We start from the raw sequence: 16,525 nt of genomic DNA on the forward strand, positions 1-16,525 counted from the left end.
AGTATCAATTGATGGTGGATCCGCGTTTAATTAATGTAGCATTTATGATTTCGGTCTTAAACGGCCCCTCTTCTTCCGTAGATTCCATTCTACTTATCAGCATTTGGGCCGCCCTTTCTCCCATGATGTCCCCATGTTGGGCCACGGTGCTCAGGCTAGGATGGGAATATCTGGACAGCATGCCGTTTGTGAAACCTATTATTGAAATATCATCCGGAACCTCAAATCCCAGCTCCTTGATAATATTCATACATTGCACGGCAAAAATTTCGTTTACGCACAAAACAGCATCTATTTTACGCGTTTTGAAAAAATCCCTGATCAAGCTGTCGTTCTTCATATTGTAAGGTAGGGTCAGTATCAAATTATCGTCAACCTCAATATTGTTCTTGGACAAAGCCGATAAATATCCGTCCCTTCTATATTCACTTACATTAAAATAGTTCTCGGTGGTTACCAGGGCTATTTTACTAGCACCACTATTAATAAAGTGTTGTGTTGCCTCAAATGCAATTTCCTTGTCGTTCAATATAACTTTATCACAATCGATCTCTGATGTTACCCGATCAAAAAGCACCACAGGTATACCTTGATCTATAAGCTCCCGCAAATGAGTGAAATCATTTTTAAGCTGGGTCTCCGCACTTAACGAGAGAATAAACCCATCTATACTGCCGTTGGCAAGCATTTCCATATTGATTACCTCCTTATCAAACGACTCGTCGGATATACATACTATGACATTATATCCTTTTTGATTGGCATATTTTTCAATACCCCTAAATACCGTTGTAAAAAAATGGTGAACAATATCCGGTATGACGACACCTATATTCTTGGTTCTTTTATTTTTTAGGCTAAGGGCAATATTATTGGGCCGATAATTATAAAATTTGGCGAATGCCTTGATTTTATCCTTGGTATCCTTACTGATTTCAGGACTATTTTTCAATGCCTTGGACACGGTAGAAATAGAAACATCAAGTTCCTTGGCAATATCCTTAAGTGTAATTTTTGGCTTCAAAACAGGTATTTTAAATTAAATAATTTTTAAGATAAGAACTTAAAGCCTTTCTAAAAATTAAAAGGGCATTTTTGGTCAAAAATTGGCATTTTCAATAAAATAAGTATTTTTATATCATAAATTATTATCCTATATTCTCAAATACCATTTATCTAAATTATCAATTGTATAAATTAAAGGGGTTTGAACCATTAACCTCATAATTATTTAAAGTTATCAACACGAAACCGTTTTCGTAGTATTTTATCTTAGCCTACATATATACCGAAGTCTACATTTTACATATTTTTAACACTTGAAATTATATTAACTCAACTTAAATTAACAATTTATGAAGATTACATTAGTTAAAAGCTTGTTGGTACTAAGTACATTTTTGTGCTTTAGTTTAACGCAAGCTCAAGAAGTATCTGGTACCGTATCGGACGCCAGTGGACCTTTACCCGGAGCTAGTGTTCTTGAAAAAGGCACTACAAACGGTACACAGACCGATTTTGATGGTAACTATACCTTAACTGTTGAAGATGGAGCAGTACTTATTGTTAGTTATATCGGATACAAAACACAGGAAGTTGCCGTAAATGGTAGAAGCACTATAAACTTTTCTCTTGAAGAAGATGCCGAAGCTCTTGAAGAAGTTGTTATCATTGGTTATGGTACAACGACGGTTAAAGATGCAACAGGCTCGGTAACCGCGGTTACTGCAGAGGACTTTAACGGAGGTAACATTTCTTCTCCAGAACAATTGATCCAAGGTAAGACTGCAGGTGTCAATATTCAGGAAACCAGTGGTGAACCAGGAGCAGGTATTCAAATCAACATTAGAGGTTCTAACTCGGTTCGTGCCAATAACAACCCATTGTTTGTTGTTGACGGTGTTCCATTAGGTGGTGGAGACACTTCTCCACAAGGTGAAACCGGTTTTGGTCAAAGTGCCGTTAAAAACCCGTTGAACTTTATCAACCCTAACGATATTGAAAGCATTAGTATATTAAAAGATGCTTCCGCAACCGCTATCTACGGTTCTCGTGGTGCAAACGGTGTTGTTATCATTACAACAAAAAGTGGTAAAGGTAGCAGCCAAGGTGTTTTTGACTTCTCAAGTTCTTTGAGTATAGCTACAGCAGCGAATACTTTTGATTTATTGGATGCCTCTGAGTTCCTTTCTGGGGTTACTTCTGTTGGTGGAGATGCCAGCGCCGTAAATTTTGGGTCCAATACAGATTGGCAACAAGTAGTATTACGTTCTACTGCTTCTCAAAACCAAAACTTATCCTATTCCAAAAATTATGGAAACGGAAATGTTAGAGCTACTTTTGGCTATGGAAAGCAATTTGGTATCGTTGAAAATTCCGATCTTGAAAGAATTACAGGTAGAATTAATTTGAACCATAGATTTTTGGATGATAAATTGGTACTTGGACTTCAGACATCCATCGCTAGAATAAACGATTCCCAAGCGCCTATTAGTGCACAGGCAGGTGCAGCCGGTGATGTATTAGGTGGTGCTTACGCCGCCAATCCAACATGGCCAGCCAGTTCTAGTTTTAATGCAGGCGGACTTAACGTTAACCCACAAAATGCTTTGGACGAAACCCAAAACATTACAAATACAAACAGATATTTATTGAATGGTTCTGTTCAGTATAACTTTACCTCAGAAATTTCCGCAAAATTAAATGCGGGTCTTGATATTGCAGAAGCATCTAATACTTCTGTAATCTCTAGGGATATCAATAATATTAACGGTGTATCTGGGGTAGGTCGTGGAAACTATGGTGTTTTGGAAAGAAACAACAAAACGATAGAAGCTACGGTCAACTATAACAAGGAGTTTGAAAATTCTAACCTTGAGGCCTTAGTAGGTTTTGGATACCAAGATTTCAGAACGTTTGGTTTTAATGGAGGTGGTAGAGGATATACTACTGGCGACCTAAACCAAATGGGTGCTGACCTAAGAAGTGCTGTATCAGATTTACAGAATGCAGTAACAGGCTCATATCAACAAGCTTACTATGCACCCAATACAGGTGGTGTATTGGTGAACAGACTTCTTCCAACTGTTGCTCCTCAGGAAGCATTGGGCAGAAGCCTAAACAGTGCCGTAACTTCAGTATTTACAAATGCTTTTGACAATACTGACGAGTTACAGTCATTCTTTGCCAGGGTTAACTATACCTTAAATAACAAATATTTATTTACAGGTACAATGAGAGCGGATGGTTCTTCAAGATTTGGACCTGAAAACCAATACGGATACTTCCCTTCAGGTGCATTTGCATGGAAAATGAACGAAGAAGATTTCGTAGGAGAAAATGTATCTACCCTTAAATTACGTTTAAGTGCGGGTATTACTGGTAACCAAGATGGTTTAGGTTATGGTAACTTTGTGGCAAGACAGCGTTTTTCTGATTTAGTTATACAGCAAAACCTTGAAATTAACAACAACGGTACTGAAATTGTTGCTACTGATAGACCTGACCTTAAATGGGAATCTTCTTTCAACTTAAATGCAGGTATCGATTTTGGTTTTAACAACGATCGCTTTAGCGGTAGTCTTGATGTCTATAGAACAGAAACGACAGATGTATTGTTACAAACACCTCCTGCAGCTCCTGCAGTTGACCCGTTCCAATTCCAAAATGTAGATGCCAGCATTATCAACCAAGGTGTTGAACTTGCTTTGGCTTATGATTTTATTCAATCTGATGATGCTACATTCTCCGCTGATTTCAATATTGCATACAACAACAACGAAGTACAGAATTTTGCCGGTTTAATAGATACTGGTGAAGTTAACGGTCCCGGTTTAAGTGGTGCCTTTGCACAACGATTTGCTTCTGGCCAATCCTTATATTCTTACTACCTACCAATATTTACAGGTTTTGATAGTGGCGGTTCACCAACTTATCAAGATGTTGATGGTAATGGTGAAGGTGATCCGTTCCAAGACAAAACTTTTGTAGGTGAAGATGCTTTACCGGATATTACAACAGGTCTAAGCTTAAATTTAAAAGTAAAGAATTTTGATGCGTCCGTATTCTTCCAAGGACAGTTTGGTTTTTCTGTTTATAACAACACGGAGAACGCTTACTTTACTGCCGGTGCACTTTCTAACTCTAGAAACGTTACACAAAATGTATTGACTAGCGGTGAAAATCCTGGAGCTTCTGCAGATGCATCTACAAGATTCTTGGAAAAAGGAGATTTCGTACGTTTCCAAAACGCTAGCATTGGATACAATGTTCCATTATCTGGAGAAGGCGCCTTAAACTCTTTACGACTTTCAATTACTGGTCAAAACCTATTCTTAATAACTGATTACAGTGGTTTAGATCCAGAGGTTACTGCCAATACTGGTGATTTAGGTTCTGGTGTACCATCAAGAGGTATAGATTACGGTTCATACCCAAGACCTAGAACGATCACTTTTGGTATTAACGCATCATTTTAATTAAAAAAAATTGTATATCATGAAAAATAATCATTTTAAAATCTTAACACTTTCTATTCTATCGTTGGTAGGGGTTTCCTCTTGTACCGACCTAGAAATAGAAGAAACAGATTCAATTATATCTGATGGGTTTCAAGGCTTGGCCGACCCTTCATCTACCGTAACCAATTTATACGGTTCTCTTGCCGGACAATATGCAGGGCAGGACAATTACTTCGCCTTACAGGAAGTAACTTCAGATGAACATTTAATTCCTACCCGTGGTGGTGACTGGGGTGATAATGGTTTATGGAGAGTTTTGCATACCCATGACTGGAACGGACAACATGCATTTATCACAAATGTATTTCAGTTGTGGAACGGTAATCAATTGCAAGCCTCTCAGGTTTTAGACTCAAGAAGTAACCCTTCCGCAACAAACATAGGGGATGCAAGCTTTATAAGGGCATATAGTATGTGGGTTATTTTGGACAATTATGGACAAGTACCTTTTAGGGATACTTCATTACCTTCCACTTCAGTTCCTGAAGTATTGACAGGGCAAGCTGCAGTAGATTTTATCCTAGCGGATATTGAGACTGCCATTGCCAATGCTCCTGCAACACAAGCAGCTAGTGGTGAAGCTAACTTAAGAGCCAGTAAAGCAGCGGCTAGATATTTAAAAGCTAAGGTTCTTTTAAATAAGCATATCTATGTTGGTGGTGAACCAAATGGTGCAGATATGGCCGAAGTTATTTCTTTGGTTGATGCCATTACCGCAGATGGTTATGCATTGCAAGAAGGTTATTTTGATTTATTCTTACCAGATGCAGATACTGAAACTATTTGGGCTTTAGAAGCCAATACCATTAACAAAGTGGTAATGGGACTTCACTATAACAACACCAGTATTCAAGGTGGTGGTTGGAACGGGTTTAGTACCCTTGCTGAATTCTATGATCTTTTTGAAGGTGATGCCGAATTCAACGAACTGGATGCTAACCAAGAACCTGCAAACGGACAGGAAGAGCGTAGAGGTGGTGTACCAACAATTGGTGTTCCTTTTGACAACCAACCTTATGCATCAGAATTGGATGGATATGTAAATGGTTCCAACGTTGGATATGGTTTCCTAATCAACCAACAATATGCTTTGGATGGTACTCCTTTAAAAGACAGGCAAGGTGCCCCTTTAACTTTCAAAAGAGAATTTAAAGATGGTACAGGTGCTGTAAATTTCATTAACAATGATGAAACTACAGGTATCAGAATCCAAAAGTATGCCGCTAGAAATGGCGAAGCTTCTATAAGTCATCAAATTGTATTTAGATATGCAGATGCCCATTTGATGAAAGCTGAAGCTATATTTAGAAGTGGTGGTGACCCAACTTCTATGATCAACGACCTTAGAACAATTCGTAATACGGAGGAGTTACTAGGTACAGTTACCGCACAGGATATCTTAGATGAGAGAGGAAGAGAATTGTATCAAGAGGCTTGGAGACGAAATGATTTAATTCGTTTTGGTCAGTTTGGTAGAGATTGGTTGTTCAAAGCACCTGGAACAGTTGATAACGATGATTACAACGTTTTCCCTATTCCACCTGCACAATTATTGGCAAATCCAAACTTGGTACAGAACCCAGGTTATTAATAAGTTAAGTTAAGTGTAAGTAAAAAGGACCTCCATTTTTGGAGGTCTTTTTTTTGCACTTATGTCATTGGGTTTAAGGATAAACCACTTTTATTACATGTCAGCTGTTATTCTAAATCCAATTACCAATCTTCAATTATAGAAAGGATTTGTCATTCCTTACAGCCAAATCTATTCAGAAATTCCTGATATCTAATAGTACTTAATTTACACAATACATGTATTTAATTACATTCTGCCCTACCAGGTACATCTACAAACCATTTAAACAAAAAATAAACCTGCAATGCCAATATGGTATCCATTTAATACAAATACCATGTTACCCATGCATAAAAAATCACCTTAAGCAACTTTTAAAAGTTACCTAAGGTGATTAATACAAATTAATTTTACAATGAATATAAATAGATATTATTTGGCAAAGTATATATAGATACCCACTACAATACAGCAGATTGCAATACCAACTTGATTTACATATTTGTAGGGTGTAATGGATACTTGATTAGTATACTCTAATACAAAAGGCTCCTTCCTAGGCCTTAATGCTCCTATAATAAGCATGATTACTATGTTGGTGATAAACAGAATCGCCATTATATGCAAATAATGGGGATATGCTTCAGCCTCAATTAGCTTTAGTGCACCGGCATCCGTAATTCCATTTGCATTGGCCTGCGCCAAGGCATCATCAACAAATTTATTTTTAAGCCAAAACTGGCTAATGATATATAATGCGGAACCAGAAAGTATTCCAATTTTTGCAGCCAATGCGGGAACTCTCTTTGTTAAATAGCCTACAACTATTATAGTGAAAATTGGGATACTATAGATTCCGTTTATTTCTTGCAAATAATTGAACAAACTACCTGCATTGGCAATTAGCGGAGCTATGAACATTGCCGCGAGCGCCAAACATATTCCAAATATCTTACCATATTTAACTACAGTAGTTTCAGAAGCATCCTTATTGATATGTTGTTTATAGATATCGATACCAAAAAGGGTTACGGAACTATTTAACACACTATTAAATGAACTCAATATTGCACCAAAAAGTACCGCGGCAAAAAAACCAACCAAAGGTTTGGGCAATACGGCCCTAACAAGTTCTGGATAGGCCAGGTCACTTGAATCTAAATTACCGTCAAAATAATGATAGGCGATCATTCCCGGCAAAACCAAAATTAATGGCCCCAATATCTTTAAGAACGATGCCAGTAATAAGCCCTTTTGCCCTTCTGCAAGGTTCTTGGCGCCTAAGGCTCTTTGTATAATTTGTTGGTTGGTACCCCAATAAAACAATTGCACTAACATCATTCCGGTAAATATGGTGCTAAAAGGTACTTCTTGACCTGTATTACCGGTAGAATCAAATCGTTCTGGGTTTGTGCTCATTAGCGTATCCAAACCACCAAACACACTACCGTCACCAATAGCCATCAATCCAAAAATGGGTATTAAAAGCCCCCCCACCAATAGCCCTATGGCGTTAATGGAGTCAGAAACTGCAACCGCCTTTAAACCCCCAAACACCGCATAAACGGAACCGATGATACCTATTCCCCATATACATATTACCAATGCCGTACTATCCGTTACGTTCAACAATTGCGGTACATTGAACATACCGCTAATGGCCACTGACCCTGAATATAAAATTACCGGAAGCAAAACCACTACATAACCGGTAAGGAAAAGACCAGAGGTCAATGTTTTTGTAGCAACATCAAACCGTTTGGCCAAAAATTGAGGCACTGTGGTCAAACCGCCTTTTAAATATCTGGGCAATAAGAATATAGCGGCAACTACTATGGCAATGGCAGCCAAGGTTTCCCATGCCATTACGGACAATCCGTCCGTATAGGCACTACCGTTAAGTCCAACAATTTGTTCCGTAGAAAGATTGGTCAGCAACAATGATCCTGCAATTACCCCAGCCGTTAAACTTCTGCCTCCTAAAAAATAGCCGTCAGAGGATTGTTCATCTGTACTTCTTGTTGCAAAATATGATACTATGGCCACCAATAAAGTAAAGCCTCAAAAAGATAAAATCCCTATCATTTGGTATGTTGTTTGTTATTAAGTCAATGCTAAATATATTGGATTATTTTCATTACTTCTAAAATAGGACCATGAAAAACATTTTTATCACAATTAAACGCCTAATCTATAACGATTTCGACAAATATTAACATACAGTTTTTTCAATAAAACGCAACAAATAGTAGGTATTTGGCTATCTTGCAATTTAATTTTCCGTATAATGAATATGGAGTTTGAAACCGATTTTAATAGTTTTACAACATCATATTTAACGAGATGAAATTAGAGTTGACCATCTGCAAAAAAAAGGCATCTTGCAACGCTGATTATTTACTTATAAAGTTCATTTAACAATATGACATTTTCCTTGTCCATACCCCAATACAAATTGATATTTCAAACATACTTTAAAATGGGTCCGCAGTCGTTTAAACTCCTCTGCTTAAGCTTGCTCACACTTTTATGTATTTCTTGCGACCCAAAAGAACAAAAAGATGCTATCGATACCAATGCTCCAGAATCTACTTTATTTACCCTTTTAGACCCAAAAGAATCAGGTATTGAATTTGTAAACAAAGTGGAAAACTCCAAAGAATTCAACATATTCAAGTACAGGAACTTTTACAATGGCGGAGGCGTTGCAATAGGTGATATTAATAATGACGGATTATCAGATGTTTTTCTTACCGGAAACATGGAACCCAACAAATTGTATTTGAACAAAGGCGGGTTAAAATTTGAGGATATATCGGAAAAAGCAGGAATTCAAGGTAGCAAACCATGGTCTACCGGGGTAGTAATGGCAGACATTAATAATGACGGCTTACTAGATATATATGTAAGTAATGCGGGCAATATGGAAGGCAACAACCATGATAACGACCTCTACATAAATAATGGGGACGGTACATTTACAGAAAAAGCGCATGAATATAATTTGGCAGAAACAGGCTTTTCCACCCATGCCTCTTTTTTTGATTATGACAAGGATGGTGATCTTGATGCCTATATCCTGAACAACAGTAATATTCCCGTAAGTAGTTTAGGTTATGCCGAACAACGAGATGTAAGGGCTCAGGATTGGGAAGGCGTTCCTAAAATTTTTAGGGGTGTTGGCGATATGCTTCTGAGAAACGACAACGGAAAATTTGTTGATGTTAGTGAACAAGCGGGTATTTATGGCAGTCTTATTGGATTTGGACTGGGAGTAATGGTTACCGACATTAACAATGATCTATACCCGGACATTTACATTTCCAATGATTTTTATGAACGGGACTATTTATATATCAACAACCAAGATGGAACATTTAGTGAGGAAATTCAGGAATGGACAAACCATTTAAGTCTGTCGGCAATGGGTATTGATATGGCAGATATAAATAACGATGGGCTGACAGATATTTTTATTACAGATATGCTTCCGGAACCGGACCAACGTGTAAAATCTGTAATGGAGTTTGAAGGATATAATGTCTTTAAGCTCAAACAAAGTAAAGATTTCCATCAGCAGTATATTCAAAATACCTTGCAACTAAATAACGGAAACGGCTCTTTTTCTGAAATTGCCTATTACAGCGGTATTGAAGCAACTGATTGGAGTTGGGCCGGTTTATTGTTCGACATGGATAATGACGGGTTAAAGGATATATATATTACCAATGGTATTAACCATGACTTGACAGATTTGGATTTTGTAGATTTCTTTGCCAATGAAATCATTCAAAAAATGGCATTGACCGGAAAGAAGGAATCCATTGATTCCATTATCCAGAAAATGCCGGTTACACCACTTCCTAATTATGCCTACCGTAACAATGGCGATTTAACCTTCAGTAAATACAACAAGGAATGGGGTTTTGAAATTCCAAGTCGTTCCAATGGTACCGCCTATGGAGACCTGGACAATGACGGTGATTTAGATCTGATCGTCAATAATGTTAATATGGAAACCTTTGTATATAGAAACAATGCAGAATCTAAAACCGACAACAATTATATTAAATTGAATTTTAAAGGTGCGGATGGCAATAAATTTGGTATAGGAACAATTGCACGTTTATATTACCCAGATAATATAATTGACCAAACATTAATGCCCTCAAGAGGATTTCAATCTTCTGTAGAATACGCTATGACCATAGGTTTGGGCACTACCTCAACATTAGACTCCATTAGAATTATTTGGCCAAACGATGCAACAGAAAAATTGGTGAACGTAAAAGCCAACCAGACCCTTACATTCGTTCAAGACAATGCAAAGGAAATATTTAAAGTCGCAAAAAAACCCAAGGCAACCTTGTTGAGCGAAATACAAAATAGTACGCTTTTACAGCATGAAGAAAACAATTATGTTGATTTTGACAATGAAGGATTAATATCAAGATCTTTATCTGAAGAAGGACCTGGAATGGCCATTGGCGATGTGGACAATGATGGCAATGAAGATATATTTATTGGTGGTGGCAAAAACCAATCTGGCGCATTGTACTTGCATAAAGGTAACGGAAAGCTATCCAAGCCCATTTTAAACCATTTTAAAGATGAGGCTTCTTACGAGGACACTTCTGCCGCTTTTCTTGATGCAGATGCAGATGGCGATTTGGATTTACTTGTAGGGTCTGGCGGCAATGAACTGAGAATGCAGGCCACATATGGCATACGCCTATATCTTAATGATGGTAAAGGTAACTTTACCTTAAGCACGGAAAAATTACCCTCTACCAATAAAAATGTTGCTGTCATTGCCCCTTCGGATTTTGACGATGACGGGGACATGGACATTTTTGTTGGTTCAAGAAGTGTAGTAGGTACCTATGGTATAGATCCGGACCATTTGTTATTATTGAATAATGGCGATGGCACTTTCACGGATGTAACGGAACGCAGGGCATATGACCTAAAGGATGCCGGCATGATCACCGATGCCAAATGGCTGGATATGGACGGTGACGGCAAAAAAGATTTGGTCACTGTCTCTGATTGGGGCAGTCCAAAAATTTATAAAAATTCCGGCAGAAGATTAAGCAACTTTAAAAGTTCGTTAGATAGTTTAAGTGGATGGTGGGGCGCTGTTGAAGGATACGACCTTGACAATGATGGTGACCAAGATTTGATCTTAGGGAACATGGGCAGCAATCTACATTATAAACCTACCACCGGGCAACCTATGAGAATGTGGGTCAATGATTTTGACAATGACGGTACCATTGAACAGATTACTACACAACACTATGATAATGGAGATTATCCGTTACATCAAAAAAAGGAATTGACCTCACAGATTCTAGCCCTAAAAAAGAAAAACATCAAAGCTTCTGAATATGCGAACAAAACCATTCATCAGCTTTTTGATAAGGATATACTTGATAATACTATTATAAAAGAAGCACGTATCTCAGAATCCATTATAGCGATCAATAATGGTAACGGTAATTTCACAATACAAATTTTACCTCCCCAAGTACAGTTTTCCTGTATTTGTGGAATTCAATGCCTGGATGTGGATAAGGATGGTAATCTAGACTTGGTCATGGCGGGCAACAACTTTGAATTTAAACCTCAATACTCTAGATTAGATGCCAATTATGGCAATGTCCTTTTAGGGGACGGAGCACTTAACTTTACATGGCAAAATTACTTGGACAGTGGATTTTTTATTCGAGACGAGGTCAAACAATTGAAAATAGTTAAGGACAATAAGGGCAATGAATTCATAATAGCGGCCATTAACAATGAACTGCCCAAACTGTACAGCTTAAATGAAAAATAGATTATCAATACTTTTCTTGCTCTTGGTCATTGCAAGCTGCACCAACAAAGGTGGCGAAGTCTTTACCAAACGTTCACCTAAAGATTCTGGTATTACGTTTGAAAACACGCTTACAGATTCAAAAGACCTGAGCATACTGGATTATCTTTATTATTACAATGGCGGCGGTGTGGCCATTGGGGACATCAACAATGACAGCCTGCCCGATATCTTTTTATCCGGCAATCAGGTCAAGAACAAGCTGTACCTTAATAAAGGTAATTTAGAATTTGAGGATATCTCCAAGAATGCCGGAGTTGAAGGCAACAGTTCATGGAATACAGGTGCCGTAATGGGAGATATCAACGGAGACGGTTTGTTGGATATTTATGTATGTGCCGTGGTTGGCCTTAACGGGTTTAATGGTTACAATGAACTATATATCAACCAAGGCAACAACACATTTATGGAGAGCGCTGCCCAATATGGGTTGGACTTTGAATCCTATAGCTCATCGGCCGCTTTTTTAGATTATGACCTTGATGGCGATTTGGATATCTACCTTTTGAACCATGCCGTGCATTCACAAGATTCTTATGGCACAGCTTCCTTACGAACAAAGCGTACCTACGAAACCGGTGATAAGCTATTGCGCAATGACAATGGCAAGTTTACGGATGTTAGTGAAGAGGCAGGTATTTACGGTGGCATCAATGGATATGGATTGGGTATTGCGGTTTCTGATTTTAATCAAGATGGCTACCCGGACCTTTATATAGGAAATGATTTTCATGAAGATGATTATTATTACCTTAATAATGGCGATGGCACTTTTAAGGAAAGCTTAAGGGAGTATTTTGGACATACCACTAGGTTTTCTATGGGAAGTGATGTAGCGGACATTAACCATGACGGGCTTCCTGATCTTATTTCATTAGATATGTTAGCGGGCGATGAGAAAGTCCTAAAATCATCAGATGGGGATGATGATATTCAAATCCATAAATTAAAGACCGGAAAATTTGGGTACTATAACCAATACACAAGAAACATGCTGTTCATCAACCAACCAAATGGTACATTCTTGGAAACCGCATTGTTGAGCGGTGTTGCAGCTACGGATTGGAGCTGGAGCGCGTTGTTTGGAGATTATGACCAAGATGGTGAGCAAGATCTGTACATTAGTAACGGTATCCCAAAAAGGCCCAATAATCTGGACTATATCAATTACATTTCCAACGAAAACATTAAACAAAAAATCAATAATACCAACCTTGTTGATCAAAAGGCATTGACACTAATGCCTTCTGGCTATGTGGGAAATATGGTGTTCAAAGGAGCAGCAAACCTTAAATTTATTGATGAATCACAAAATTGGCTAGAAAAAGATTCCATTATTTCCGGTGCCACGGCCTATGGGGACTTGGATAACGACGGGGACCTTGACCTTGTGACGAACAATCTCAACCATCCTTCATTAATTTTGGAAAACACTACCAATGCACAGCGTAATTGGCTCAAAATTAAGTTGTCATATCAAAAAGGTAACAATTTTGGCATAGGGACAAAAATATATGCATATACCAATGGTGTGCAGCAATTTAAAGAGCTTTATACTGTAAGGGGGTTTCAAGCATCATCAGAACCCGTGATACATTTTGGTTTCAATACGGTAGAAAAAATAGATTCCATTAAAATTGTATGGCCAAACAAAAAATATCAGACACTCAAGAATATTCCTGTCAACCAAACATTATATATTCAGCCAGAAAATACCAAAACTGTTCCGGTTAAGGCTAAAAACGGTGCATCCTTGCTCTTTAAAAAAACAACCAATAATCTAGGGATTGATTATGTACATATAGAAGACTCATATAGTGACTATTTACGTCAGAAACTGATTCCATATCAGATTTCTGATAGAGGCCCTGCCGTTAGCATTGGAGATCTGAATGGTGATGGAAAGGATGATATATTTTTTGGCGGGGCTAAATACGTTGCATCAAAAATATACATTCAAGGAGATACGTTATTTCAACAAAAGCAGTTTCCAAAAGTTAAAAATGATAGTATCAAGGAAGATATTTCTTCCTTGATTGCCGATTTCAATGCGGATGGCAACAATGACCTCATGGTAGGTACCGGTGGAGCGGATTTCTTTGGACAAATGAAACCATTGACAAATTCTTACTACACCAATAGCGGACAAACTATGGTGGAAGCAGAATTACCCCAACTTTATGAAAACACGGCAGTTCTGTTAAAATTAGATTTTGACCATGATAATGATATAGATGTGTGGGTAGGAAACCAGTCCATTACCGCAGATTATGGAAACAAACCCAACAGTTATTTATTGGAGAACACTAATGGGTCATTTTCAATTTCCAACCAAAACGTCTTTAAGAATTTAGGACTTGTTACAGATGCCCTTATTGCCGATTTCAATAATGACGGTTGGGAAGACATCATTGTTATAGGTGAATGGATGTCCCCTAAATTTTTTCAGAACAATAATGGCATTTTTACCGAGGTCAATGTATTGGACAATGACAAAATAAACGGATTATGGCAAGCAATTACAAGTTTTGATATCGATGCGGACGGAGATTTAGATTTTCTTTTAGGGAATTGGGGCACAAACACCAAATTTTCGGCTACGCAAGAGCACCCAATGCGTATGTATTATGGAGATTTGGACCTAAACGGGTCTACAGAAACAGTCATCAGCACATATAAAAGTGGCAAAAATTATCCCATTGACGGACTTAAGGAATTGTCCAGCCAATTGGTATTCTTACGTAAAAAATTCACCAATTATAATTCATTTGCCGGAAAATCAATAGAAGAAGTTTTGGGCAAAGAAGCCATTAAAAATACCGAGATTTTGGAAGTTCATACATTAAACTCCGGATTTTTAAGAAATGACAACGGTAAATTCTCGTTTATTCCTTTTAATTTTGAATTACAAACAGCTCCGATCATGGACTTTTTGGAATATGATTTTGATGGTGATACCAAGACCGAAGTTTTGGTCGCCGGAAATTATTTTGGGGTTAAACCCTACCATGGGCGTTTTGACTCGTTTCCCGGTGCAATGATTTCCCAAGGCCCAGCGGTATCGCTAACAAGTGGTCTAGGCCTTGATCTTACGGGAAAATCAATTAGGAACATGCAAACTATCACATTTAAAGGACATACGTACCTACTGCTAACATTCAACAATGAAGCGGCACAGGTATATCAAATACTTAAACAATAGAACATGAAAAAGTATCTTGCTTTACTATGTTTTGGTCTTCTCTTTTTAAATTGTAAAAAGAAGGAAGAGCCAATACAAATTACCCCGGAAGAACTACACAATTCTATAGATTTAGTGGTGGATATCATGATTCATGATATTTTTTCTCCCCCGGTCGCAAGTAGAATTTTTGCCTACCCAAATATTGCAGCATATGAAATTATTGCCCAGGTAAACCCTGAATACAATTCATTGGCAGGACAGGTAACAGATTTAAAACCAATACCTGAAATAGACACTGTACAAGGCATAAATCCTCAACTTGCAGCATTGATCGCCCATATGAACATAAGTAGGCAATTAATATTTTCAGAAGATAAATTTGATATTCTTCAGGATAGTTTGTTTACCCAATGGAAAAATCAAAATGAGACAGAATTTGAGGTTTCCAAGGCCTATGGACTAAAGGTCGCCGAGCATATCAAGGACTGGATGGGAAAAGATCAATATAGCCAAACCCGTACCATGCCAAAATTTACCGTTAATACAGACGAAGCGGCAAGGTGGCAACCTACCCCACCGGCCTATATGGATGGTATTGAACCCCATTGGAACAAAATACGTCCTTTTGTATTGGATTCCGCAGCCCAGTTCAAACCCATTCCGCCACCGGAATTTTCATTGGATAAAGACTCCCATTTTTATAAAGAGCTAAAGGAAGTATATGATATAAGTAATGAAATCACCAAAAATGGTGATGAGTCCGAAGAAGTGGCCATAGCCAAATTTTGGGACTGTAACCCTTATGTCTCCGTTACCAGGGGGCATTTAATGTTCGCTACCAAAAAAATTACACCCGGTGCACATTGGATAGGAATAACCAAAATTGCCTGTAGAACTACAGAATCTAATTTTGATGATACGGTATATGCCTATACCAAAACCTCCTTGGCCATTGCAGATGGATTCATAAGTTGTTGGGATGAAAAATACAGAAGTAATCTGATAAGACCGGAAACCTTGATCAACCAGCACATTGATGAAAACTGGAAACCCATTTTACAGACCCCTCCGTTTCCTGAATACACCAGCGGGCATAGTGTGGTTTCTGGTGCGGCCGCTACTGCCCTAACCAGTATTTTTGGAGAGGATTTTTCTTTTGAGGACGATACTGAAATACCTTATGGACTTCCGGTCCGTTCATTCAATTCCTTTAATGAAGCTGCAGATGAAGCGGCCATTAGTAGAATGTATGGAGGTATTCACTACCGTGCCGCCGTAGAGGTTGGCGTAGGACAAGGAAGAAAGATCGGTGCATTATTGAACTCAAAAATTAAAATGAAAAACACAAATTCAATAGCCCAGAACTAAAC

General features: G+C 38.1%; 7 protein-coding genes. 5 read left to right on the forward strand and 2 right to left on the reverse strand.

Features of this window, described 5'->3' with window-relative positions:
* Positions 1–4: 4 nt before the first annotated feature.
* Positions 5–1,024 carry a LacI family DNA-binding transcriptional regulator gene (locus tag CHB68_RS10305; RefSeq protein ID WP_089260802.1) on the reverse strand — a complete coding sequence of 340 codons (1,020 nt, stop codon included), beginning with the start codon at positions 1,022–1,024 and terminating at the stop codon, positions 5–7.
* A 331-nt stretch (positions 1,025–1,355) separates the two neighbouring features.
* Here CHB68_RS10305 and CHB68_RS10310 point away from each other — a divergent pair, with 331 nt between their 5' ends.
* A complete protein-coding gene (locus CHB68_RS10310; protein ID WP_089260803.1) occupies positions 1,356–4,478 on the forward strand; it encodes a SusC/RagA family TonB-linked outer membrane protein in 3,123 nt (1,040 codons plus the stop codon).
* A gap of 19 nt (positions 4,479–4,497) precedes the next feature.
* Entirely contained in the window at positions 4,498–6,111 is a 1,614-nt protein-coding gene (locus tag CHB68_RS10315) for a RagB/SusD family nutrient uptake outer membrane protein (protein ID WP_089260804.1), read from the forward strand.
* Between the two features lie 414 nt (positions 6,112–6,525).
* Here the strand turns inward: CHB68_RS10315 and CHB68_RS10320 are convergent, their stop codons facing one another.
* Positions 6,526–8,142 carry a solute:sodium symporter family transporter gene (locus CHB68_RS10320; protein WP_245838910.1) on the reverse strand — a complete coding sequence of 539 codons (1,617 nt, stop codon included), beginning with the start codon at positions 8,140–8,142 and terminating at the stop codon, positions 6,526–6,528.
* A gap of 430 nt (positions 8,143–8,572) precedes the next feature.
* Here CHB68_RS10320 and CHB68_RS10325 point away from each other — a divergent pair, with 430 nt between their 5' ends.
* From CHB68_RS10325 to CHB68_RS10335, 3 genes are read left to right on the forward strand one after another with little or no spacing between them, the layout of a single operon-like run.
* Complete coding sequence (locus CHB68_RS10325; protein WP_089261250.1) at positions 8,573–11,932, forward strand: VCBS repeat-containing protein; 3,360 nt, start codon at positions 8,573–8,575, stop codon at positions 11,930–11,932.
* The gene (locus CHB68_RS10330; RefSeq protein ID WP_089260805.1) at positions 11,922–15,173 is read left to right on the forward strand and encodes a VCBS repeat-containing protein; all 3,252 of its coding nucleotides are present in this window, start codon (positions 11,922–11,924) and stop codon (positions 15,171–15,173) included. Before CHB68_RS10325 ends, CHB68_RS10330 begins: the two co-directional genes overlap by 11 nt.
* Positions 15,174–15,176: 3 nt before the next feature.
* Complete coding sequence (locus CHB68_RS10335; protein ID WP_089260806.1) at positions 15,177–16,523, forward strand: vanadium-dependent haloperoxidase; 1,347 nt, start codon at positions 15,177–15,179, stop codon at positions 16,521–16,523.
* Positions 16,524–16,525: the final 2 nt, after the last annotated feature.

It is taken from the genome of Maribacter sedimenticola, assembly GCF_900188415.1.
GTDB lineage: Bacteria > Bacteroidota > Bacteroidia > Flavobacteriales > Flavobacteriaceae > Maribacter > Maribacter sedimenticola.

Excerpts from the sequence above, each read along its gene's own strand:
- CHB68_RS10335 (WP_089260806.1), top strand. The coding sequence starts at position 15,177 with ATGAAAAAGTATCTTGCTTTACTATGTTTTGGTCTTCTCTTTTTAAAT.
- CHB68_RS10325 (WP_089261250.1), top strand. The coding sequence starts at position 8,573 with ATGGGTCCGCAGTCGTTTAAACTCCTCTGCTTAAGCTTGCTCACACTT.
- CHB68_RS10315 (WP_089260804.1), top strand. The coding sequence starts at position 4,498 with ATGAAAAATAATCATTTTAAAATCTTAACACTTTCTATTCTATCGTTG.
- CHB68_RS10330 (WP_089260805.1), top strand. The coding sequence starts at position 11,922 with ATGAAAAATAGATTATCAATACTTTTCTTGCTCTTGGTCATTGCAAGC.
- CHB68_RS10310 (WP_089260803.1), top strand. The coding sequence starts at position 1,356 with ATGAAGATTACATTAGTTAAAAGCTTGTTGGTACTAAGTACATTTTTG.